At 49.3% G+C, this 24883-nt stretch carries 18 protein-coding genes and 1 pseudogene; 13 read left to right on the forward strand and 6 right to left on the reverse strand.

Annotated features, from left to right (window positions below; translation table 11 throughout):
- Window positions 1-46 precede the first annotated feature (46 nt).
- Entirely contained in the window at window positions 47-991 is a 945-nt protein-coding gene (locus AC1AY0_RS07985) for a glycosyltransferase family 2 protein (protein ID WP_476524847.1), read from the reverse strand.
- A 309-nt stretch (window positions 992-1300) separates the two neighbouring features.
- On the opposite strand from AC1AY0_RS07985, the gene AC1AY0_RS07990 reads away from it, so the two are divergent.
- From AC1AY0_RS07990 to AC1AY0_RS08010, 5 genes are all read left to right on the forward strand, one after another.
- A complete protein-coding gene (locus tag AC1AY0_RS07990; RefSeq protein WP_476524848.1) occupies window positions 1301-2158 on the forward strand; it encodes a polysaccharide pyruvyl transferase family protein in 858 nt (285 codons plus the stop codon).
- A 102-nt stretch (window positions 2159-2260) separates the two neighbouring features.
- Window positions 2261-3274 carry a glycosyltransferase family 2 protein gene (locus AC1AY0_RS07995; RefSeq protein WP_476524849.1) on the forward strand — a complete coding sequence of 338 codons (1014 nt, stop codon included), beginning with the start codon at window positions 2261-2263 and terminating at the stop codon, window positions 3272-3274.
- Entirely contained in the window at window positions 3275-4522 is a 1248-nt protein-coding gene (locus AC1AY0_RS08000; RefSeq protein WP_476524850.1) for a rhamnosyltransferase WsaF family glycosyltransferase, read from the forward strand. It abuts the gene before it with no gap.
- A complete protein-coding gene (locus AC1AY0_RS08005; protein WP_476524851.1) occupies window positions 4515-5510 on the forward strand; it encodes a glycosyltransferase family 2 protein in 996 nt (331 codons plus the stop codon). Before AC1AY0_RS08000 ends, AC1AY0_RS08005 begins: the two co-directional genes overlap by 8 nt.
- 31 nt (window positions 5511-5541) lie before the next feature.
- Window positions 5542-6867, forward strand: coding sequence for a hypothetical protein (locus AC1AY0_RS08010; protein ID WP_476524852.1), 1326 nt, complete (start codon window positions 5542-5544; stop codon window positions 6865-6867).
- A 358-nt stretch (window positions 6868-7225) separates the two neighbouring features.
- Here the strand turns inward: AC1AY0_RS08010 and AC1AY0_RS08015 are convergent.
- Window positions 7226-9512, reverse strand: a pseudogene (locus AC1AY0_RS08015) (LTA synthase family protein).
- Between the two features lie 262 nt (window positions 9513-9774).
- On the opposite strand from AC1AY0_RS08015, the gene AC1AY0_RS08020 reads away from it, so the two are divergent.
- A complete protein-coding gene (locus AC1AY0_RS08020) occupies window positions 9775-11403 on the forward strand; it encodes an RNA-binding domain-containing protein (RefSeq protein ID WP_476524583.1) in 1629 nt (542 codons plus the stop codon).
- A 62-nt stretch (window positions 11404-11465) separates the two neighbouring features.
- On the opposite strand, the gene AC1AY0_RS08025 is transcribed toward AC1AY0_RS08020, so the two are convergent.
- Window positions 11466-12512: a glycosyltransferase family 2 protein gene (locus tag AC1AY0_RS08025; RefSeq protein ID WP_476524584.1), complete on the reverse strand. Its 1047-nt coding sequence runs from the start codon at window positions 12510-12512 to the stop codon at window positions 11466-11468.
- A gap of 161 nt (window positions 12513-12673) precedes the next feature.
- On the opposite strand from AC1AY0_RS08025, the gene glf reads away from it, so the two are divergent.
- The 3 genes from glf (at window position 12674) to AC1AY0_RS08040 (ending at window position 15412) form a co-directional block, all read left to right on the forward strand.
- Entirely contained in the window at window positions 12674-13852 is a 1179-nt protein-coding gene (glf, locus tag AC1AY0_RS08030; RefSeq protein ID WP_476524586.1) for a UDP-galactopyranose mutase, read from the forward strand.
- Window positions 13853-13951: 99 nt separating this feature from the next.
- Entirely contained in the window at window positions 13952-14551 is a 600-nt protein-coding gene (locus tag AC1AY0_RS08035) for a DUF4190 domain-containing protein (protein ID WP_476524587.1), read from the forward strand.
- Window positions 14552-14590: 39 nt separating this feature from the next.
- Window positions 14591-15412: a fumarylacetoacetate hydrolase family protein gene (locus AC1AY0_RS08040; protein ID WP_476526166.1), complete on the forward strand. Its 822-nt coding sequence runs from the start codon at window positions 14591-14593 to the stop codon at window positions 15410-15412.
- A 270-nt stretch (window positions 15413-15682) separates the two neighbouring features.
- Here the strand turns inward: AC1AY0_RS08040 and AC1AY0_RS08045 are convergent, their stop codons facing one another.
- Window positions 15683-16612: an AEC family transporter gene (locus tag AC1AY0_RS08045; RefSeq protein WP_476524591.1), complete on the reverse strand. Its 930-nt coding sequence runs from the start codon at window positions 16610-16612 to the stop codon at window positions 15683-15685.
- 268 nt (window positions 16613-16880) lie between these two features.
- Between AC1AY0_RS08045 and clpB the strand changes: the two genes are divergently transcribed.
- The 3 genes from clpB (at window position 16881) to AC1AY0_RS08060 (ending at window position 21845) form a co-directional block, all read left to right on the forward strand.
- Window positions 16881-19550: an ATP-dependent chaperone ClpB gene (clpB, locus tag AC1AY0_RS08050; RefSeq protein ID WP_476526167.1), complete on the forward strand. Its 2670-nt coding sequence runs from the start codon at window positions 16881-16883 to the stop codon at window positions 19548-19550.
- Between the two features lie 77 nt (window positions 19551-19627).
- Complete coding sequence (gene gluQRS, locus AC1AY0_RS08055; protein WP_476524594.1) at window positions 19628-20641, forward strand: tRNA glutamyl-Q(34) synthetase GluQRS; 1014 nt, start codon at window positions 19628-19630, stop codon at window positions 20639-20641.
- A gap of 94 nt (window positions 20642-20735) precedes the next feature.
- Window positions 20736-21845 carry a glycerophosphodiester phosphodiesterase family protein gene (locus AC1AY0_RS08060; protein WP_476524596.1) on the forward strand — a complete coding sequence of 370 codons (1110 nt, stop codon included), beginning with the start codon at window positions 20736-20738 and terminating at the stop codon, window positions 21843-21845.
- Window positions 21846-21886: 41 nt separating this feature from the next.
- On the opposite strand, the gene rlmH is transcribed toward AC1AY0_RS08060, so the two are convergent.
- Together rlmH and upp are read right to left on the reverse strand one after the other, a co-directional pair.
- Window positions 21887-22366: a 23S rRNA (pseudouridine(1915)-N(3))-methyltransferase RlmH gene (gene rlmH / locus AC1AY0_RS08065; RefSeq protein ID WP_476524597.1), complete on the reverse strand. Its 480-nt coding sequence runs from the start codon at window positions 22364-22366 to the stop codon at window positions 21887-21889.
- Between the two features lie 154 nt (window positions 22367-22520).
- A complete protein-coding gene (gene upp / locus AC1AY0_RS08070; RefSeq protein ID WP_476524599.1) occupies window positions 22521-23162 on the reverse strand; it encodes a uracil phosphoribosyltransferase in 642 nt (213 codons plus the stop codon).
- Between the two features lie 235 nt (window positions 23163-23397).
- Here upp and AC1AY0_RS08075 point away from each other — a divergent pair, with 235 nt between their 5' ends.
- Window positions 23398-24708, forward strand: a complete 1311-nt coding sequence (locus tag AC1AY0_RS08075) for an ATP-binding protein (protein WP_476524600.1) — start codon at window positions 23398-23400, stop codon at window positions 24706-24708.
- Window positions 24709-24883 lie beyond the last annotated feature (175 nt).

A 24883-nucleotide genomic window follows, 5' to 3' on the forward strand; every position in this document is an offset into this window, starting at 1 on the left:
GATCGTATTTCTGCTTCAGTTTTATGCAGCAGAAATACGATCAATTTTATTTATTTTTTAATATATGTCTAATTAGCTTTTTTGTATTTACTAGTATTTCTGTTTTAAGATTGTTGTCAAGTTTATTTGCAATAATAATATTATCCTTAATTAATACCAAACATTCAGATAGGGATAAACTAAAATACAATCTATTATTCACAATTTCTCTAATGCAATCGCAGTATATTTGTTTGATATATTTCAATGATTCCTTGTTTTCTTTTTTGAATCTTTTGTATATTAAATAATAAACTTTAGCTTTTGTATAAAATAAAACTGCATGATTCCATGTATGAGTATTACTTGTTGGATTATTTCGGTGGCAATAGAAAATTAATTGCTTCGTTATCGTTAAATTCGATACCTGACTAAAAGCTAGATATCTAAATGCTGATTCGATGTCTTGCTGCTTAAATTCAAAAAAACGAATATTATTTTTATTTAAAAAATCTCTTCTATATAAAGAAGTCACAAACTCTAACATTGGCATATCATTAGATATTGACTCTTCGGGCCAAAGTATTTTTTGTTTTTTGAGGTCAAATGAAGAATATATTTTAGGTGTATAAATAATATCGCAATTATTAGAGTTTTGTATTATATAATTTATTATATTGATGATTGCATCTGATGTATATAAATCATCGGCATCTAAAAATGAGATCCATTCTCCTTCTGCTTCATTTAACCCAACATTCCGAGCGTGTCCAGCTCCTTTGTTTTTGGTGGTGATTATCTTTATGTTTAGATTATTGCCTATTTCTTCTTTTAATACTCTTAATGTTTGATCTGTTGATCCATCATTAATAATTATCCATTCGACATCGTTAGTTAGTTGTGGCTCAATGTTATGTATAGTATCAGCGATGAAACTGCTTGCATTATATACAGGAGTTATCACTGATAGTAACTTTGTTCCTGATTTACTAGTCTTAATTATTTTGTGCATGTGCATATCTTATCAAAGTTTTATGATATCATAATCTGATTATACAGAAGTTATGAAGATTTGTTTTTCGAAAATTACTTTAATGTATTTCCAGTAGTATAAAACAATGAAAGAATTTAATTTTACATTTATCTGTTGACTGCGGTTTGAAATTTGGATTATATCGAATCTTTATTAGCGATCAATTGAACTCTCTAATAGTCTTAGACTCTATGTTGTGCCCAATGATACTGGAAGTTATATTGTTAATCTAATGAGAAAATAGCTAAATTGGTTAGTTTCTTGTTTTAATTGTGTATAATTATTAGCATGGTTGTTAGTAATTTGTTTAAGCGCTTGTCTTACCATATTCGTAGTGCATCTTATGATAATCCTTTGATTTATTGGTGGAACCCGTTTGGTCTGGATGGAGTACAAAATTTTGGTGATAAGCTGGGTCCTGAAATTGTAAAAAAACTTTTTGGTTTAAAATATCATTATGCTGACATTGAAGAATGTAATTTAGTGACTATTGGTTCTGTTCTCAATATCATTAATGATATTGAGAACATTCAGAATATTGATATGCCTATTAATGTTTGGGGTAGTGGTTTCATTCAACCTCCTAACAGTGTTTATTTCCATAATCTGCGCTTCTATGCTCTTCGAGGCTTATTGACAAAAAAGATTCTTAATATAGATTCTAATATTCCATTAGGCGATCCTGGATTGCTTACGAGTCTTGTTTACCATAAATATTTGATTCGATCTAATTATATAGTTGTTATTCCACATCATTCTGAAATTAATTTACCTATTTTTCAGAAAATATCCACTATTCCTAATGTTAGAATTGTTAGTCCTTTAAATGAACCCGATGTGGTTGTTAGAGAAATTTCGCGTGCTAGTTGTGTTTTATCTTCATCGCTTCATGGCTTAATCGTTGCTGACAGTTTCCGTATTCCAAATGCTCGGTTAATTATTAGCAATAGGCTTACGGGAGGCGATTTTAAATTTGATGATTATAATTCTATTTTTGATCGAAAGCCGCTAATTTATAATATTGATGAAGTTACTGATATTAACATCGTTCAGAGAGAAGTGATTAATAATTATCAAGTTATTTCAAATTTGAAAGATATTCAAATGAAACTTATTTCTGCATTTCCATTTGATTATTTTAAGTAAAGAGAGTTAATCTTTATTTACTTGCTTGTTCTTTGTAGTTCGTTCGATGATATTCTTGTGTTTGGAGTCAGGTGCCATTGCGTTTTCGTTTGGATACTGTAAATGACAGCAGAGAAATACTATGTGAAACACTTTTGCTTCTTTGCATGGGCTTCTGATAACATACAATCTATGTGCTCGTATGAATCGTTGGCTCACCCTAATGGCAATAAACTAACTCTACATGAATGTCCATTGGTTTCAGTCGTTGTTATAAATCATAACTACTCTCAATTTGTTTGTGATGCAATTGACAGTGTACTGCAACAGACATATTCTAATATTAAACTTTTTGTAATTGATGATGGGTCTACTGATAATTCTGTAGAACTTATTCACGATACTTATGGTGATTCTATTGAAATCATCGAGCAAAAGAACATGGGTATTGTTGCTACTAGAAATAAAATCCTTGATTTTGTAGATGGTGATTATCTTGTGCAACTTGATGCGGATGATTATTTAGCTGCTGACTTTATTGAGAAAATGGTATCTAAGGCTTCTGAAAGTAATCTTCAAATTGTATATTGCCAAGCTCATTATTTTGGTAAAGTTACCTTTGATACAATGTATCCTGAGTATGATATAGAAAAGCTTAAACATGAGAATTATATTGTACCGTGTGCTTTGTATTCTCTTTCTTTTATTAATCAGCATAGAGCTCGTTACGATTCTTATCTTGACAGTTATGGGTATGAGGATTGGGATTTTCCTCTTGGACTATGTCTTGCTGGAGCGAGAGCAGGATTGGTCGATGAACCGTTATTTTTTTATCGTAAACATTTGGATGTTGCATCTCGTAATGATCTTCAGGAAGCAAGTTTGCTAAAATTACTGCTTGTCCGTCACCACATTTGGCAGAAATATAATGCTCAATATCCTAATGAATTTAGGTATTTTAGTGCTGAGATTGATTTATTACTGAATACTATTCGTTCCCTAGAGGAAAAGGAACAAATAGTCCATGATGCGCAGGTGTTCAAGAAGTCTGTGTATGCTTCTCATCAATGGAGGATAGGTGGTGTTATTCTCGCACCAGTTCGTTATGTACGTCGTCTGCTAGGAAGAGCGAAGTAAATGTCCAAGGTTAATGCATTCGTTCAATACCTCAGAAGGAGCGGTATCAAAGTCACGCTGCTGAGGTCATTGGACTATGTGAATCGCAAACTGCAACAGCGTGCAGCATCTGGGAACGTCGTTGCCAAGCGTCCCATCGACGTAATGACTTCTGCGGAGGACGTCGTTGCTGCTGATTTTGTGGCTCATCCATATCGGCTGCCAGCTAAGGTCGCTAAGGACAAGCTCAATATTGGATGGGTTCTTTCCCCTATTAGCATTGGTAGCGGTGGCCAGCATACTATCGCCCGTTTCGCTAAGTCCTTACAAGAGCGCGGGCATAACGTCACATTTTTCATCTACGAGAGCATTGCCAAGCAGCCGGCTTCATACTCCCATCAGCTGCTTAAAGAGCATTTCGACATCGATGTGAAGTGTGTACCGGTGAAGGATATCGACAAGATCGACTTGGATGTGCTGTTCGCCACCGGTTGGGAGACTGCATACCCGGTGTTCAACATGAAGACCAATGCGCACAAGATGTATTTTGTGCAGGACTATGAGCCGCTTTTCTATGGCATGGGATCGAAGTCAGTTCTTGCTGAAAATACCTATCGCTTTGGTTTCTACGGCGTCACTGCTGGCCGTTGGCTGACCAAGAAGGTCGGTGAGTTCGGCATGCCAGCTGACTATTTCGATTTTGGTGCTGACCTCGATATTTATAAACCGAAAACCACCAAACCAAAAAAGAAGCAGATCTGTTTCTATGGACGACCTGTTACTGAACGGAGAGCTTTCGAGATTGGCGTGCTCGCGTTAGCTAAATTCCATCAGATGCATCCCGACTACAATATTGTGTTCTTTGGTTGGGACGTCTCTGATTACGATATTCCTTTCCCCTATGAGAATCGCGGTATTGTCAATCCCGCGCAGCTTGCACAGATTTATCATGAATCTGAAGCTTGCCTCGTTCTTTCCCTTACTAATGCTTCGCTGCTGCCACTTGAGTTACTGGCTGCGGGTTGTGTTCCAGTAATGAACGACGGTGATAACAATCGCATGGTTATTGGGGAAAACCCGGATATCGTATACACGCTTGATTCGCCAATTGAACTTGCTCACGGTCTCGATAAGGTTGTTAATGATCCTGACATCGAGGCTCGTTGTCAGCGTATTTCCAAGCGGGCGGAAAGCTCTTCCTGGGATGCATCCTATGACAAGTTTGAGCGTATTATCCTGAGAGAGGCAACTAATCAGAATCATGACTGATATCAAGGCCACTGTTTTTATTCCAACATATTACGGTGAAGACAATCTAGAAGAATTATTCGAGGCGCTGCATAAGCAGAAAGTTGACTTCGAATATGAAATTCTTGTAATTGATACCAGCTCAAAAGACCGAACTCCTGAAATCATTCAGGCGTGGGCTCCAAAGTTTAAACATTTCCGCTATGAGACCATCACAAAGCCAGAATTTTCGCATGGTCGTGTACGCCAACAGGCAGCGGAGAAGGCACGTGGTGAGTATGTAGTGTATCTAACACAGGATGCAACTCCTGCTCATGATCGCTGGCTGTACGAGATTGTTCAGCCCCTGGAACGGTTCCCGCAGGTTGTTGGGGTTATGGGCAAGCAAGACCCACGTGCTACTGCGCTTCCTCTGCTAAAGGAAGAAATAATACGTACGTTCAAACAGTTTGGCCCCGACTTTGGCACCACACTGTTCTACGAGGATGATTTCATTAACTCTCAACAGTTATTTGATCTCGTGACCTTCTATTCTGATGTCAATTCGGCCGCACGTAAATCTGTGCTGCTTAGTGATGTGCCTTATCAGGATATTCCTTACGCCGAGGACCAGAAGTTTGGTGAAGACCTCATTCGCCACGGCTATATGAAGGCATACGCTCCACGTGCAAACGTATGGCACACTAATGAGATTAAGCTTCGCGACTACAAGAAGCGTATGTTCGATGAAATTGTGGGGGTCCGTCGTGTGGGCAAAACTATGGATCCTATCTCTATCCCATTTGTTATTAAGCAGGTTATTCGAGCACTGACCTTAGGAAGCCTGTTTATTCTGCGTGACCATCAATATACGTGGAAACGAAAGATGTACTGGTTGGTGCTTAACCCGCTTTTCGTCATTGAGAAGTGGAAAGGTGTGCGTGCAGCGATTGCAGTGGATCTCAACGACGAAAAGAAAATTGCAGCACAATCGCTGGAAAGTTCTGAGCAGCAGAAACACGAAGCATAGTATTATTCAGAATTAATAGAAGATGCCAATTATGGAAAAGAACATGAAGCGTAGCCTAACTGTTATTAAACGCTATCCTATAATTGTTTTGCCAGTATTATGGTTGCTTTTTGCACTGTTAAATATTCTTACTAATTGTATTCCAGATCGATTAGTAAAAGGCTCTATTGCCTCGGGTTTGGCGCAGATAAAAAATGAAGGCGACCACCCTTGGGTCTTTTTCACTCCCCAAAGTCAGTTGGATAACTTCACTGATGCCATAATGATTCAACAATCACAAAGAACAAGTGGATGGAATTCTGTTACCGCTTATTTTGCGGATAGTAGCCAATGGTCCACGCTTGAAAGCGGTGCAGTGCATAATCCGATATATGCTGCGTTTGCGAATCAGGGATATCCGAGATATTGGCACGGATATACTCTTTTCCTGAAACCATTGTTGGTTGTATTTAATTATAGTTCTATACGTATTATTTCTTTTGTTGTACTGACATTTTTGTTATGTGCAGCATTCAGCGTAGTCAAAGATAGATTTGGATTAATTGCGGCGTTATGCTTTACGACTTCTTTAGTTTCAATTAATTTTTTTGTTGTTCCGATGTCTTTGGTTTTTAGCCCGGTAACATATATTACATTGCTCAGTATTTGTGCTTTAAAAGTTTTTGATTCACACACAAACAGAGTACTTGCTTTTACGGTAATTGGTGCTTTTACTAATTATACGGATTTTCTCACATTCCCACTGTTGACTTTGTGTTTTCCTTTAATTTTCTGTGTAATGTATGATGCTGTGTATGAGAAGAATATGAGTTTGCTAAAACGTTTTTGGATAGTTATATATTCTGGACTTATGTGGCTCATTGGTTATGCATCTACATGGTTTATGAAATGGGTTTTTTCTAGCATTGTGATTCATCAGAATGTAATTTCGGATGCTATTCACAGTATTATGATCCGAAGTGATACAGGTGGTGTTAATGAGGCTCAAGGTGAGTCTTTTAACAAGATCGAGGTCATTCAAAATAACTATCGCTGCTTATTGGCAAATATGCCAAAACGATTCATGCTTTTATTTGTTGTTTTGGTAATTATTATTCTTGCATACAAGTTCTTGCGTATTTCTTCGATAAATGAAGTTGTAACACGTTTAATTAGTGGTTCCCCGATTTTACTGATTTCTATTGCTCCAGTGGTATGGTATGCGGCTTTATCAAATCATTCTGCAATTCATATGGAGTTTTTTGCCTACAAAAATGCTTCAATAACTTTTTTGGGTATTCTGCTATATATTGTTCTTCTGTTTTCGGCGTCTTCCGATGAAAACAAAAAGAGACGTTTAGTCTTGGCGGATAGTTGATACGTGTTCTATGCATGGGTCTACAGACGTTGTCTTTTGATTGTATGTATGGATGTGTTGTTATAGGACTAACTGTGACATCACAGCGGCAATGTCGGGAAGATTCGTATTATGTCCTGCTTAACAGGGGTATCATCGCTCCCAAAGTAGACGTATGAAGCGGGAGGACAGGATTGATCGCGGGATTTGCCGTCGGACAGGGGGCATTTCCCGCGTCGTATCGCGTCAGCAGTGTCGTCCGACGCCGGTACTAGAGAATCCGCGTGGCCAGACGCTTGTCATTACGAGTGACGAGCAATACTGTAGGCTATCGAACGGTAAACCACGCGCTGAGACAATACTTTGAAAACAAAGTCAATTATGGGACTCTAAAAAAACTGTCTCTCAGATAGCCTTTGCCTTTGGTCATGTCATACTGCACTAAACGGTAATCCCTCAATAGTGTACGGGCGTCCTCTGAAAGGTCCTTGCGCTTGATACGGTTACCGGAGGCGTCCAGATAGATAGTACTGGTATTGTCGCTCCATGAGGAATTGGATCCAACCAGTCGGCTGAATGCAGGAATCGCCGAATGCAGTTCTGCGAGCATTTCTAGGTAAGGAGAAATCTTGGCATTCATATGCTCCGTGGCCAAAGCCATAAAGTAATTGGAAGAAACGAAACTAGTGTTATTAGTGTCTAGCTTCATTCCGGCAGAAGCAGATGCCTGATTCGACCAAATGAAATAGTCGGTTTCATGCAGCGGAATAGCGTTATTCTCATCGCCCGCTGCAGTTGAATACACGCCAGGTAGATGGTCTCCGTAGAAGATTACTGTGACGGGCTTGTCAATGGTGTTCAATTGGTTAAGAAAATCAGCAGTTGCTTGATCAGTGAGATTGACGCCTTTCGCATAGTTGTCGATGCCCCATTTCTCGTCATCAGAAAGTTCTGAGATGTCCGCGTCCCTGAACTGGTTATTCATGTAGAAGTCGCCATATGGCGTGTGATTCTGCATAGTAACCAGTTGGATGAATTGTGCATGATTGCTGTTATTGAGTGCGTCGAGAACATTTTGATAGGATGCTGCGTCGCTTACATATTGTGAATCATCAATATGGTCTTGGTACGTGATCGCTGGGTTGCTGTCTAATGCATAGAAATGATTGAAACCAAACTTCTTGTAGTTGGCATCCCGGAGGTACATATTTTTGTAATATGGATGGAATGCCACAGACCCATTTTGGCCGTACTTTGCATTCCAGATTTGGTTGAACGTATAGGGGTTCTTCTGGTGCGGTACCAGTTCCTGATACGGCGACTGCATGGAGTCATCGAACAGGGCGAGATTCAAACCTGTCAGTGCTTGGTGCTCGATATTGGCGGTCCCCCCCGATGGCAGAGGACAGCATAAGACCAGAAGTGGTGGAATCCTTGATGGTTCGGATGTTCGGCATCGGATCTTCAAGAAGCGCGATGCCAGGTACGCGCGTCGGATCAGAGAATGATTCTGAAAGAATCATGATTACCGTGCTGTCAGTGAGTTCGTTGCTACGAGACTGGTTGGTGGCCTGAGCTTTTTTGGTATAGCGTGTAGCGAGGTCAGCCATCGTTTCCTCGCTATAGCCTTCCGGTTTCTCCATAGTCTTCGCATGAGCAAGACGCAAGAAGTTGATAGTCGGTCCGTTGCCAGTTGCATCAGCTATCGTGCTCCATGGTATAGGATTATCTCCCAGGCTCTTCGCCCAGTTGTAGGACCATGAACCGTTAGTGCCCAAATTCCAAGTAAACGACCAGAACAGAGTGACGCTAAGTACGACGGCAATGATGCGCGTGCAATTGCCAATAATAGTCTTTACATTGCGGAACGGACGCCACCAATGGAATGGGATGACGCACCGGCGGCCGTCGGTGAATTGGAGTATTAGGCAGATGATAGTCAGCCAAATAAGCATGGTGACCGTGCCTTTGACTAAAGCTTGACTACCTGCGGGGATAAACGATGTAATTTCACCGCCATTGCCGCTGGAGAGGAAGCTCAAGTCGGACGGGATAATCGGTTCATTACGGAGTTTCACCTTAATGCTATTCGCCACAGCGAATGATGACATGACGATGGAAAATATGGCAGTTGTCACCCAGAAACGGTTCAATATAAAAGTCAGTGCGAGGTAGATCATGCCTAGCGCTAAGAAATTGAGCAGCCAGATATATTTTTGTTCCATCCACATCTGGGCCACAAATTTTGTGAGCTGACCGGGAACACTGTTCATAAGTTTCGTAGTGGCATCTACAGCGTTTGGGTCGTCATATGTGGGTTCCCAATACATGCTCCACTGAATGAATAACACTGCTGCTGCATCCACGAGCACCATCACCACGGCATAGAGCGTGTATGGGAGTTTCGGGCGTTTTTTCCACAGAGCATGAATTGATGCAAGTGTTGAGAGTAGAAGCTGCATCTGCTTGGAAGCAAGGATTGCTGCAGTATGTGTTGTCCACCAGGTTATGACGCGAGAGATGGTTTGCCTGACGTTTTGCGCACACGATACAAATGCGTTTTGCTTAGTGGTGTCGTTGTTGGCTGCATCGCCGGACGCCTTTTGATCTTCGTTTTTGGCGGTGTGACTACGATGCCGGAAATCGACAAAGGCGAGCATAGGCATGCTGCGATTTGCGTCTTCGTCCTTGTGATGCGGTCCAGTCATTGACTTCACCTGCCCTACTACTGCAATGTACCGGAGACATTGTAATCGCACGTTCAGGACGAGTTCACCTAAAAGTCATCTGAATGTGGTGCATAAAGAGTGAGACAGAGGTGGCTTGGCAGGTATGCTGCACATCTATTCATATATCTTATCATTGCAAGAATAAATCTTTTCATGTGATAAGATTCTTGAAAAGATTGACGTGAAAGAAAGGCGCGTAATGCCTATACCTCATAAAGAATCCATCCGGGTGGAGTTTAAGAGTGAGCAATCGGGGCCTGTCGATGATTCAGTAATTATTAATAATGTGGTGGCTTTCGCTAACACTCAAGGTGGAACACTGTATTTGGGAGTAGAAGATGACGGCAGTGTAACAGGTGTGAGCAATCGTCATCGCAATATTAATCAGTTAGCAGCCTATGTATTTAACAATACTGTTCCTCCACTTCAGGTGAGGCCAATGATTATTAATGCGGATAATCATGCAGTGGTCTCTATAACAGTGGACGAGTCTAGTCAATTGGTTTGCTCAAAAAGTGGTCGAGTAATTCGTCGCGTTTTGAAGGCTGATGGCGAGCCTGAAATAATTACCATGTATCCGTATGAATTTGTTTCTCGGCTTTCCAGTGTTGGTCAGTACGACTACAGCAGTCAGCCTGCACCGGATGCATCATTGAATGATCTTGATTCCAACGCTCGCGACCTTCTTCGTGAAGGCATCGCACAGACTCATGCTGATGATCAATTGCTTTCGCTTAGTGATGCGGAATTTGATGGTGCCATGGGGTTAACTGTGCATGATGTCGTTAATGGCTTGAGCACGCCGACTGTAGCCGGAATCCTGATGATTGGTACGCAGGAAGCGCTCAAACGAACAATGCCTACGGCAACGGCAACATTTCAGGTTATGCGGAATGGCTCCCCGGTCGTTGATGAGATGCTAAGACTGCCGTTGGTGAGCATGTTCAAGCGGATTGAAGATTTGATGATTCCTTGGAACGTGCAGACGGAAATCATGCTGGGATCCAGACACGCCAACTTTTTTGATGTCGATAAAAGTGCTTTTCGTGAGGCCATGGTCAATGCATTTTGTCATCGAGACTATACGGTTTTAGGACCAGTGCGTTTCCAGCTTGATGAGACTGGTCTGACAATTGCAAATCCGGGCGGATTCATGCGAGGTGTGACTTTTGATAACCTTCTTACAGTTTCTCCCACGCCAAGAAATCGTCAATTAGCTGATGTGCTCAAGCGCTGTGGGTATGTTGAACGTACGGGTCGTGGTATTGACCGTATTTTTGCAAGAACTGTTTCATCTGGTCGGCCGTTGCCGGATTATTCGCAATCCACGGCGGAAGAAGTCGTATTGTTTTTCCGTAAAGCGGAAGTCGATGAGTCATTTGTGCGAAACATTGACCTAATCACCAATGAACGCGGTTCTCGGTTGCCTGTGGAAGATCTAATTGTTTTAGCAGCATTGCATCAGTATGGTCGGTTGCAGGCTCATGATATCGAGATAAAAACTTCGCTTAACCGAGAACGCGTTGCTTTTGCGATAGAAGATTTGCATGCTTTGAATGCAATTATCCTGAAAAAAGAGTGGTACGAAATAGCAAATCATGGTAGCTGTGTAAGCGATGTGGATAGCGTGCCTGGCGCGCAGAAATCAGATAATGTCGAGAATGTATTGACGTATATTCGTGAACATGGTCCAAGTTCGGTAGCGGAAGTAGCGGCGCATCTCGGGGTTAGCTACGCAACGGCTTCACGTATATTGAAGCGTATGCAAGGTGATGGTTTGATCCAGCATAAGGGTGCCGCGCGAAAGTCGCGATACTTTGTAGTTTAGGCGAGAGGTCGTAATACTGCTCGCGTGGATGAATGTGGAATATTCAGCTATTCTTAACCGCACTACCGCATATTCTTGATTTTGGCGTCATAGATTACTTTTTCTGATAGGCGGAGATGCCTAATAAGGGCACAGTGAGCACGTGCTATAGGACTCAGATTGGCAAGTGTTTTATGCGTGTTTTTCTGGTCATCCCTGTGCTGTTGCTTGTTTTCTGGTGAGCCAAAGTCGGGAGACGTGCGTTCCGCCTGCAACTCGCTGACCAGTGTATAGTAGCTGCGCATTGGTAGCACATTCTGGTCGAGACAAAGCTGGAAGTTATCAAGGGCTGCGGTAACGTGATCGTGGTGGAAAGAGAAATCGCGCTTCTGATGCGTTACTGATTCCGAGCGCTGCAGCCAGTTATAGAGGCTAACATCGATATCTGCGACCTTGTTCATGCGAACATATAGTTTACCGGCAATCGCAGTATCCTGCGCATACATGCCTTCCGGGAACCTCAATCCGTCCCACAGTTCGCGCTTATACAAACGGCACCAGTTGGCCTCGTTGAAGTATCGAGCCTCAGTATTGCGGCCGAGCTTGTCGCCAATCAGTCGCAGACTCTTACAGAACACAGACTGATATGCTGCTAGTGGGTGCTCGAACACGGTGATTTTGCCGGGCTCGGCAGCGCCCTGTGCGGCCTCTGCGGCTACCGATTCCAACTGGGAAACGCCGAACTGACGCCAGCGTGCCTTACTCATATCTGCGCCAGTGCTCACGAGCGCATGGAGCAGATATTCGATATTGCAGCGGTCAAGAATATCGTCATTGTCCGAGAACGCGATGTATTCGCCGTGCGCGGAGTCGAGCCCGGCGTTCTGTGCTTTGGAAATGCCGCCGTTGGTCTGGTGAATCACCTTCACGCGCGGATCCTGGGCGGCATACGCGTCGCAGATGGCGGGGCTGGAATCCTTAGCGCCATCGTCCACCAGAATCACCTCAAGGTTCGTGTACGACTGCCCCAGAATCGAATCCACACAATAATGCAGATAATCCTCGGCGTTATACACCGGCACAATAATGGAGATGAGCGGCTGCTGGTTTTTCGTCGTGGACTGCGTCATAGTGTCGGTGTTTTCTTCTTTTCGTGTTATGTGGACAATCACAGTATGGCATATATTCTTGGTGAGCTGTGAGTATCATTGAGGCAGATCGCCGTTGTGAATGCTTGGGTAGCGCATCATTTCGGAACCTTTCGGAAAACGCTGAATGCAAAGGAATGCGAATGACTGAATCATTTGAATACCCGGATTTGGTGGTTGTTGGTGCTGGCTTGTTTGGCCTGACGGTCGCACAGCAGGCGGTGGAGCATGCGGGAGCGCGCGTACATATCATCGACGTGCGCGACCATATCGGCGGCAACGCATACAGCTATATGGATCCGGAAACCGGCGCGGAAATTCACCGTTACGGTGCGCACCTGTTCCACACATCCAACAAGCGCGTCTGGGATTACGTGAACCGTTTCACCTCGTTCACGAACTACGTGCACCGTGTGTATGCCACGCACGACGGCGAGGTCTACCCGCTGCCGATCAATCTGGGCACCATCAATCAGTTCTTCCACGCGCATTACACGCCGGCCGAGGCCCAGAAGCTGATCGCCGAGCAGGCGGGCGAGCTGGCGGGCACGGATCCGGAAAACCTCAACGATAAGGGCATCCAGCTGATCGGCCGTCCCCTGTACGAGGCGTTCATCAAGAACTACACGGGCAAACAGTGGCAGACCGACCCGGCCGAGCTGCCGGCCTCGATCATCAAGCGTCTGCCGGTGCGTTTCAACTATGACAACCGCTACTTCAAGGATACGTGGGAGGGTCTGCCCGCAGACGGTTACACGAAGTGGTTCGAGCGTATGATCGACGACCCGCGCATCACCGTTTCGCTGGGTGTTGATTTCTTCGATGAATCCCAGCCGTACAACAAGGCCGCCCTGCAGGCGGCTGGCGTGCCGGTGGTGTACACGGGGCCGATCGACCGTTACTTCGGATACGAGCTGGGTGATCTGAAGTGGCGCACGGTGGACTTCAAGGAGGTCCGTTACGACGAGGGCGACCATTTCGGCTGCCCGGTCATGAACTTCTCGGACGCGGACGTGCCGTACACCCGCGCCATCGAGTTCAAGAACTTCAACCCGGAGCGCGCGGCATCCCAGAACCCGGACAAGACCGTCGTGTGGGAGGAGTACAGCCGTTTCGCCGAGCGCGGCGACGAGCCGTACTATCCGATCAACACGGACGCGGATAAGACGCTGTACGCGCAGTACGAGGCGAAGGCCGCAGCCGAGCCGAAGACCGTGTTCGGCGGACGTCTCGGCACGTACAAGTACTACGACATGCACCAGGTCATCGACACCGCCCTCACCGCCTATGAGGAGCAAGTCGCCCCACTGCTCGTGAAGTAGCATTTCATCGATTCTGCGTTGGCGTGAATTGCGTGATGCGAATCATGCCAACGCTCTACTTGTTATCCGGTTGCCGGCACTGTATAGAAGGGGAGTCCAATGAGTGCGAATGAACAGGAGAACTTGGGAGAGACGCCGGAGGCAAATACGTATGCTCAGTATGCCGCTCCGGGTAATCCAGGAGTGCCGCCATATGAGAATCCGGTGAATCCGATGAATCCGACTAATCCGGTGAATCCAGCCAATCCGTATGCAACTGTCAACCCGTATGCGGCTCAGCGATACAACAGTTTTGCTGTAGGCGGCTTTGTTGCATCGTTCTTCGTTTCGATAGTCGGCATTGTATTAAGCGTTATTGGTCTTAGCGAAATCAAGAAACAAGGCGGCAAGGGTCGCGGCCTAGCCATTGCCGGAATCGTAATTGGCGCTGTAAAAATCGTTGCCGACATCATTCTGATTATCGCCTTAATCATAGGGATTAGCAGCTGGATTGAGCATGAGTCGCACAATGGCGGGCTAGACGGTTATTCGTATGAGTACAGTTTTGGGGACTCGGGCAGCGGTCATGATCGTGATCTCGATGACTTTGATTTTGGCCTCGACTCTGGCACGAACGGCGGTTCACACGATGATTTCGATGACCTGTTCGAGCAATATCAGGGCGGTAACAACGCCACTGCTTTTGAAAATCAGCGGTGAGATGATTCCGGCATAGCATGCCGTAGTAGGCTAGAAGCTATGAGACTTGCACGATTTTCTTTGAATGATGCGCCGCGCTATGCCTTCGTGCAGAAGGATCCGGTTGACGGCAAAGACTACCTCATCGAACTGGACGGTCACCCGCTGGCCGGCGACCAGGTCAAGCCCACGGGCAATCGTTACGCGGTGGATGCGGACGGCGTCCGTCTGCTCGCCCCGGTCATTCCTTCCAAGGTGTACGGCCTGGCTAAGAATTATGAAGCTCACGCTCAGTTCATGCATGAGGCTGGCCATTCTGAGATTGCGCATGCTCCGGAGAATATGGTGATTTTCACCAAGCCGTCCACTTCGGTGATTGGTCCTGACGATCCGATTGTGTACCCGGCGTGCTCGAAGGACATGAACTTCGAGCCTGAAGTGGCCGTGGTGATGGGTCGCATCGCCAAGAATGTGCCGGTCGAAAAGGCCATGGATTATGTGCTCGGCTTCACTTGCGTGAACGACGTGACCCTGCGCGACCTGCAAGGTCTCGACCCGACTTGGACGCGCGCCAAAGGTTTCGACACGTCCTGCCCGCTCGGACCGTGGATCGTCATGCGCGATGATCTCGATTGGAAGGACACCAAGATCTCCTTCACGCTGAACGGTGAGGATGTGCCAATGGCATCCGGCACCACCGCGAACCTGATTCACGGCATTCCGGAGCAGATCGCTGCGATTTCCTCGTTCTCCACGCTGCTGCCCGGCGACGTGATTATGACCGGTACTCCGAATGCTTCCGGTCACTTGGATCCGGGTGACGAGGCCATTGTGCACGTTGAGGGTATCGGTTCCCTGCGCAATGTAATCGTGCGTGCCTGATTTGAGGCTGATTCGGGGCCGGGCTGTTCGCTGGCCCGTCCCGAGTTCTGCCGCTTATACGCTGAATCGTCATTATGTACGCGTCTCAACGAAGTACTCGCGTACATAATGACGTTTTTGTATCCGAAATCATCACTAAGTACGCGGATGGGCGAACAAGCCGCAAACATAGTGACGGTTTTGACCCTGGAATCATCATTATGTTTGCGGCTGCGTCGTTGAGCCGCGTACATAATGATGCAGCAATCCGACAATCAGCCGGCCAGACCGCTACGCTCCCGGAAGAGCGGCGTGCAACGCGGTCATCACCACCAAACTGATGATGGCGGTCACCGTCAGCGAGAAACCAGCCAGCTTAGCGTTGCCGGTCAGCGAATCAGTGAACTTAGTGGAGAAAATCGTGATTGGGGCAAAGGAGCCCAGCACAATAATCTCGCGGATACGCATATCAAACGGCAGCAGGAACCAAGCTGCCACGGCAATAATGGTGCCGAATACCGTGCGCCAGCCAATCACCTTCAGCAGTTCCATACGATCCTTGCGATTGTCCGGAATCTCCATCATCAAGCCGATCATGGCCATAGCGCAGAAGGCGTTCGCATTGGCGAACGGGGTGATTAGCGTCACGATGGGCTGCGGAATCGTGATGTGCAGAAACATGAATACCAACATCAGCATGTAGATGTCGAACGAAATCGAACCCAGAAAATCGCGCGCGATATTGCGCAGCCGCAAACTCAGCGGCAACGATTTGAAATTCTCGTCCATGTGCAGCAGTGTTCGCGTGATGGTCAAGGATCCAGCGGTAGCCACGGTGGCGTTGCCGATATCGAGCATGATGATGGGCAAGCCAGCGGACGGGCCCATGAATGTCTGCACCACAGGCAGGCAGAACGCGCCCAAATTCAAGCCTGAAGCATTGAGCATTTGGAAGGCACGGTAGTTGCGTTCGTCGCCGCGCGAGCCGAAGTAGACCACGAACAGTGGAATCGCGCAGGCGAAGAAGCCGAAGAGCACGATCCAGAGCATGCGCATATCGTGCTTGTTAGTGGCGAACGAAAGGATGATGGCACAGGGGAGCGTCAGGTTGAAAACGAGACCTTGCGCCACTTTATAGTCGCGCTCGCCGAAGATGTGCAAATGTTTGAGCGCATAGGTGCCGAGAATGGCGAGCAGGAGTGCGCCGGCTTGGAAAATCATGAAACTTCTTCTTGTCCCTCGGGGAATATTCGCGCAGCATAAGTGGCGCGAACGATGCCCACAATAGGAGCTGCCCTGCTCAATTTGACTCAATTTGATGCGGATTCAAAACTTGAGTCACCTTCACTCAAGTTTTGGGAATAGAATGAGTGCAGAGCTGGTTGAACGAGTCAGAACATGACACGAATGCCTACTTGCGGGTGCACGGCGGAAGTTGACGCTGGCCACGACAAGCAGACATACAAGAAGACTTTGGGAGGAACACATTATGGAACAGAAGTTCACCACCATGGCCCAAGAGGCCGTCGGCGACGCGATTCAGAGTGCGTCCGCCGCTGGAAACGCGCAGGTTGAAACCCTGCATGTGATGGATGCGCTGCTGCGCCAGGAAAACGGCGTGGTGCGCTCGCTGATTGAAGCTGCAGGTGGCAACGCGCAGGCCATCGGTGCTGCCGTGCGCAACGCGTTGGTCGCGCTGCCGAGCGCATCCGGTTCCACGACTTCGCAGCCGCAGGCCAGCCGTCAGCTGACCGCCGCCATCGCGCAGGCCGAAAAGGAAATGCAGGCCATGGGCGATGAATACGTCTCCACCGAGCATCTGCTGATCGGTATCGCAGCCAGCAAGCCGAACCAATCGGCTGAAATCCTGGAGAAGAACGGTGTGACTGCCGCCGCCCTGCGCAAGGCCGTACCTGGCGTGCGCGGTGGCGCGAAGGTCACCAGCCCGGATGCGGAAGGCTCGTACAAGGCGCTGGAGAAGTACTCCACCGACCTGACCGCCGCCGCCAAGGAAGGCAAGCTTGACCCGGTGATCGGCCGTGATCAGGAAATCCGCCGTGTCATCCAGATCTTGAGCCGTCGTACCAAGAACAACCCGGTGCTGATTGGCGAGCCTGGCGTCGGTAAGACCGCAGTGGTTGAGGGCTTGGCCCAGCGTATCGTGGCCGGCGATGTGCCGACTACCTTGCAAGGCAAGAAGCTGATTTCGCTTGATTTGGGCTCGATGGTGGCGGGTTCCAAGTACCGTGGCGAATTCGAGGAGCGCTTGAAGGCTGTTCTGAACGAAATCAAGAACGCTAACGGGCAAATCATCACGTTCATTGATGAGATTCATACCATCGTGGGCGCGGGCGCTGCCGAGGGTTCGATGGACGCCGGCAATATGCTCAAGCCTATGCTGGCCCGTGGCGAGCTGCGCCTGATCGGTGCCACGACGCTGGACGAATACCGCGAGAACATTGAGAAGGATCCGGCGCTTGAGCGTCGTTTCCAGCAGGTGTTCGTGGGCGAGCCTTCTGTGGAAGACACGATTGCCATTCTGCGTGGCTTGAAGCAGCGTTACGAGGCGCACCATAAGGTCACGATTGGTGATGACGCTCTGGTTGCCGCCGCAACGCTTTCGAACCGTTACATTTCCGGCCGCCAGCTGCCTGATAAGGCCATCGATTTGGTGGATGAGGCCGCTGCCCACCTGCGTATGGAGCTCGACTCCTCTCCGGAGGAGATCGATGAGCTCCAGCGTAAGGTGACCCGTCTTGAGATGGAGGAAATGCAGCTCAAGAAGGCTGAAGATCCGGCATCCAAGGAGCGCTTGGGCAAGCTGCAGGCTGAACTCGCGGACACTCGTGAGAAGCTCAGCGGCCTCAAGGCGCGTTGGGATGCGGAACAGGCCGGCCACAACAAGGTTGGCGATTTGCGTGCCAAGCTCGATGACCTGCGTGTGCAGGCAGACAAGTTCACCCGCGAGGGCAACCTGGCTGAGGCGTCTAAGATCCTGTACGGCGAGATTCCTTCCATTCAGAAGGAGCTTGCCGCAGCTGAAAACGCGGACGCCGAGTCCAAGGACACCGGCTCCACCAACCCGGACAACGAGCCGATGGTGCCGGACCGTGTGGACGCCGACTCTGTGGCTGAGATCGTTTCCGACTGGACAGGCATTCCTGTGGGCCGCCTGATGCAGGGCGAAAACGAGAAACTCCTGCACATGGAGGACTACCTCGGCAAGCGCGTAATCGGCCAGAAAGAAGCCATTCAGGCTGTGTCTGACGCTGTGCGCCGCTCGCGTGCCGGCATCTCCGACCCGAACCGTCCGACTGGTTCGTTCCTGTTCCTCGGCCCGACCGGCGTGGGCAAGACCGAGCTGGCCAAGGCGCTCGCGGACTTCTTGTTCGACGACGAGAAGGCCATGGTACGTATCGACATGTCCGAATACATGGAGAAGGCGTCCGTGTCTCGTCTGATTGGCGCCGCGCCTGGTTACGTGGGTTACGAGCAGGGTGGCCAGCTGACCGAGGCTGTGCGTCGTCGCCCATACTCGGTGGTGCTGTTCGATGAGGTTGAGAAGGCCAACCCGGAGATCTTCGACGTACTGCTGCAGGTACTCGACGATGGCCGTCTGACCGATGGTCAGGGCAGGACCGTGGACTTCAAGAACACGATTCTGATCATGACCTCCAACCTTGGCTCGCAGTTCCTGGTGAACGAAGACCTGGATGCGGACGCCAAGAAGAAGGCCGTGATGGACGCCGTGCACATGAACTTCAAGCCTGAGTTCCTGAACCGTCTGGACGACATCGTGATGTTCCACCCGCTCACTCGCGAAGAGCTCGGCGGCATTGTGGACATTCAGGTGGCGAGCGTGGCTCAGCGCCTGACCGATCGCCGTATCACGCTCGATGTGACCGATTCGGCCCGCGAGTGGTTGGCCAACACCGGTTACGATCCGGCGTATGGTGCTCGTCCGCTGCGCCGCTTGGTGCAGACCGAGGTTGGCGACCAGCTGGCACGTATGCTGCTGGCCGGCAAGGTTCACGACGGCGACACCGTGTTGGTTGACCAGACCGGTGGCGAGCACTTGGAGCTTTCCGCCTGGGCCAGCGACCAGCTCGTTGGCAATGATCCGGACGTGAAGGTCGGCAAGGTCTCCGAAGACAAGTGACGTTATATCACTGGCTCCCCTCGTTGAGGGGAGCCAGTTTCGCTACTATGGTGCTGAATTCATAAAAGGAGGGCCCGATGACCGGACGATTTGCGCCCACGCCGTCGGGCCGCATGCATATCGGCAATGTGTATGCCATGCTGGCCGCCTGGCTCTCTGCCCGTTCTCAGGGCGAGCGCATGCTGCTTCGCGTTGAGGACGTGGACAAGCCGCGCGTGATTGCCGGCGCCGATCAACTCATGATGGATGATTTGCGCTGGCTCGGCCTTGACTGGGACAACGCAGATGCGCCAATGTACCAGTCTCGCCGCACTGAGCGTTACGAGTATGCGCTTGAATGCCTGCGCGCGCAGAACGTGCTGTACCCATGTTTCTGTTCCCGCGCTGATATTCGCGCAGCCTCCGCCCCCAATGAGGGCGATGGCTTCATGGTGTATCCCGGCACATGCCGTCGCCTGCTGCACGAACACACCGAAGAAGTGCAAGCCCGTTTGGCTCGTGGCAATCAGCATTCTGTCCGAATCGCCATGCCAAAAGCCAGTGAGCTGACTACTGTTGCATCATTCGATGACCGCATCTTTGGCCCGCAGCACTATGATTTGCCGCGTGAGGTTGGCGACTCGGTAATCCGTCGCGCGGATGGATTATTCGGTTATCAACTAGTCGTAGTCGTGGATGATTTAGACATGGGCGTCGACGATATTGTGCGCGGCCGTGATCTCCTCCGTTCCACCGCGTTGCAAATGTGGATTCACCAGTGCCTGATTGCCGGAGGATTCCAGCCGGAATGCGGGTTCCTCGCCAACCCCGAATACGCGCATCTGCCATTAATCGACAATGCAGCCGGCCGCCGCCTAGCCAAACGTGAACGCTCGCTAGACATGGGTGCTTTGCGCGCTCGCGGCGTACAACCTGAACAGATTATTGGATTTTGTGCTTGGCTACTGCGACTTCGCCCAACTTCAGAGCCATGCGCGGCTGCTGAGTTGCTGGATGATTTCAGCTGGGAGCCTTTGCATGCCGATCATTTGGACCGTGCTCTTGACCCCGATGATCCCAATACTCCTCAATGGTTGGCGGAAGCATTGTAGACTCACGGTCAAATTCACAAGATGTTCATGGGATTCTGTTCCCCTGAAACGCGTGTGCAGCGGTAATCTGATACCACTAACGGGAAGGATTCCAATGTCTTCAAAACTGTTAAGAAATGTTGCGCTGGCTGGCGCTGCCGCAGCCGGTGCCGCCGTATGGGCTGTGGCTCCGCGCACGTTCAACGATAAGCGCCGCAACTTTGTGCCGTCCATTCCTGAGGTCTGGTACGCTCACCGTGGTCTGCACGATGCCGGTTCTGGCTTGGTGAACCCGAGCGACGTGGATGATTACTCCGGCGATAATCCTATTAGTGCTGCTGCTGATGCTGCGAGCACATCGATTGCCGAGAACGCTGATTATGTGGCACTCGCTCGCCGCATGGCTATGAAGGCTGGCTATGGCAGCCCGGATGTGACAGGTCCGATTGCTCCGGAAAATTCACTTGCCGCATTTGCCGCTGCCTGCGAGGCTGGCTATGGCATCGAACTTGATTTGCAGTTGACTCTTGACGGTCAGGTTGTTGTAGTGCATGACGCTGATTTGCTGCGTGTGGCTGGCGATCCGCGCCGCGTGGAAGACCTGACCTATGACGAGCTCACGCGCATTCCACTGTTCCCTGGCTCCAAGCCCGGTGATTTGAAGGCCAAGCCTCTGCCCGGCGCGGACACCAATCCGCCGTTGGTGGTCACGCCGTCCGCAGCTCCTGATGGCTACTATCAGCATGTGCCGCTGTTCTCCGACGTGCTCAAAGTAGTCGCCGGTCGCGCTCCGCTGATTGTGGAATATAAGTTCAGCAATAACAGCGCTTGGGATGCTCGTACTGAAGAGCTGATGGAAAAGGGTCATGCGCTGCTCGAGTCGTATGAGGGCCCGTATGTGATTGAGTCCTTCCACCCGGGTGCCGTGAACTGGTACAAGGAGCATCACCCTGAGGTGTGCCGCGGTCAGCTCAGCTGGCCTGCCAAGCTCGCCAAGGATGGTCCTGTGGAATGGGCGGCAGGTTTGCTGGTATTCGACTGGCTATCCCGCCCGGATTTCGTGGCCTATGACTGGACTGGCGGTGCTTCTCCTCAAGTACGATTAGCTCGCGCAATGGGTGCAATGCCGGTCTCGTGGACTGTGCGCAGCAGCGATGAACTTGCCCAGTGCGACCAATACTTCGACCGCCACATCTTCGAAGCGTTCGTTCCCGACGCGCAATAGGGCTGACTTGGCTCCCCTCTCTGAGGGGAGCCAAACGATGATTATTTATGATATGGCTCGCCGGCGTTGATTTTATAGGCGCGGTAGATCTGCTCAAGCAGAATCACACGCATCAGCTGATGCGGGAAAGTCATTTTTGAGAAGCTGAGTTTAAAATCAGCGCGACGCAAAATCGCATCATCAAGGCCAATTGAACCGCCGATTACCAGCTGAATATGACTAGTGCCACGCAATCCTAAATCATTGATTTTTGCGGCCAATTCCTCGCTGGAGAGTTGCTTACCGTCAATCGCCAAAGCGATAACAAAGGCACTATCTCGCAAATGCTTGGCGATGCGCTCGCCTTCCTTGGCCTTGATTTGGCGCTCGACGCCTTCAGATGCATGTTCGGGCGTCTTTTCATCCGCGACTTCGATGATATTGAGTTTGCAATAGCGTGAAAGTCGCTTGGAATATTCGTCGATGGCGTCGCGAAGATAGCGTTCCTTCACACGTCCCGGCGCAATAATGTCAATTTGCATATATGTTCCAAATAATTCGCTCCCGCTGGCGGGGACACCGCTAGCGGGAGCTGTCAAACGCTGCGGAATCGTTTAATGTGTGTGTCCTCAAGGCGCACCGAAGGAAGCAGTACATAAGGTACCGCGACTGAGGAGCAACGCCGAGGACACTTCATTAATCGATTACGCCATAGAGGCGGTCGCCGGCGTCGCCGAGACCCGGCACAATGTAGCACTTCTCGTTGAGCTTCTCATCAACCGCGCATACCACGACCTTGAAGTCGATGGACGGATCGATGTGCTCTTCAACGTACTTAATGCCTTCAGGAGCGGCGATGATGTTGATGGCGGTCACGTCCTTGGCACCGCGCTCAGCCAGGTAATGCGTGGCGGCTACCAGGGTGCCACCGGTGGCGAGCATCGGGTCGATGAGGAAGCACTGGCGGCCGGACAGGTCATCGGGCAGACGGTTTGCGTAAGTGATCTGCTGAGTGGGGTGTTCTTCATCGCGCTTCATGCCAAGGAAGCCGACTTCAGCAGTGGGCAGGAGGCGGGTCATGCCGTCGAGCATGCCCAAGCCTGCACGCAGCACGGGCACGATGATCGGGCGCGGCTCGGCGAGCTTCTTGCCAGTCATCGGGGCAACCGGGGTTTCAATCGGTGTGGCCACAACGGAAAGATCGCGGGTGGCTTCGTAAGCCTCAAGCATCACAAGCTCGGAAACGAGCTCGCGGAAGGTGGAGGACGGGGTGTTCTTGTCGCGCAGCACGGTGAGCTTGTGCTCAACCAGCGGATGGTTCAAAACGTGAAGTTCCATAGCTCCTAAGCCTAGTCCATGAATCCCGACCCGCCGAATCGCTGATGCTGCGTTCGGCTCATGCTTGCTTTTACAACTCATTTGACTAAGCCTGATAGGCCCGGCAAAGAGCATTGCTGGCGTAAAACAGGGAATGAAAATGGTATAAAACAGGGAATACAGATGGCGTAAAACAGGGAATGGAAATGGTGTAAAATCGGTATTATCTAATCAAGCATCTGGCGGAGGCTGAAATATGAGCGATTCAAACAGTCGAATTGATACGTTAGCCATGCCTGAATACCGACCGCGCATAGTGGATAGTCGTCTCGCGAAACTGTTGAATGCGTTTGGTGCGGTGGAAATTATTGGCCCGAAATGGTGCGGAAAAACTTGGACGGCACTTTCCAAATCGCGCAGTGCGGATCGTCTTGATGATGCCGCCACGTTTGCTGCCGCCCAAACAGATCCTGCATTGGTGTTGATGGGTAACGAGCCTCATTTGGTGGATGAATGGCAGGATGTGCCTCAGATTTGGGATGCTGCACGACGGCATGTAGATGATAATGGCAATCGTAAAGGTCAGTTGATTCTTACTGGTTCGGCTATTCCCAAAGATCGAGAGGCGATTCACCACAGCGGTACTGGCCGGATTGCTCGTTTACGTATGTGGCCAATGAGCTTGGCCGAATCAGGACAGTCCACGGGCTCGGTCAGTTTGTCCGGTCTATTCGATGGAAAATTTGAGCCTGCAGAATGCGCGACCAGTATCGAAGATATTGCCAGATGGTGCTGCCGAGGTGGATGGCCTGCGAATCTTACCCTGGATGATGAGTTCGCCTTGGAAATTCCAAGTGAATACATCAAGAGTGTGCTCGATATTAGCGTGCCCAAGATGAATAAGAACCCCGAGACTGCGCGTGCACTAATGCGTGCTCTCGCCGTAAATATCTCACAGGCTCCAAAATATGCAACGCTTGCTACGGATATGGCATATGGCGATGAGCGTCGTGAGCCGGATACGCAGACAGTAAAGAGCTATTTGGAAATGCTCAAGGACCTGTATCTACTAACGGATTTGGAGGGCTGGGAGCCGCCGCTACGAGCTAAAAATCGTGTGCGAACCAAACCCAAGCGGTATTTTGTGGATCCTTCGTTGCCTGCTGCGGTTTTAGGCGCTTCTCCGAATACTCTGATGCGAGATACTCAGACGCTCGGCGATTTGTTTGAAACGCTGTGTATTCGTGATTTGAGCGTGTACCTGTCAGCTATGCCGGGTACCAACAATCGCATTGTCTATTACCGCGATGATAAGGGACTTGAGGTCGATGTCATTATCGAATTGTCTGACGGCCGATGGGGTGCCATCGAAATCAAGCTCAGCGATCTCAAGGTGACTGATGGCAATGCTGATAAGCTCAAATCTTTCCACGACAAAATCTGCGGCAACCCCATGGCGCAGGTTCGTGAACCCGAATTCATGATGTTCCTCACCGGCAGGGGAAGTAAGGCGTATCGTCGCAACGATGGAATTCTGGTTGTACCAATTGCGACTCTGGGCGCGTAAGCGATTTAAAAAGCGTCGAGCCGCGAAAGCGCCTGTCGGCGCAAGGGCCGCTCGCGGCGGCAAAAAATGGAGCCCGGGGCTTAAGCACGGCCCGACGCGACTCCCCAGTATAGCGGGATAGATGACGTTGGCACGCCGGAAGTTGGAATCGGCTAAAGCCGATACTGTTTGTTGC

Source organism: Bifidobacterium sp. LH_416, from assembly GCF_056357055.1.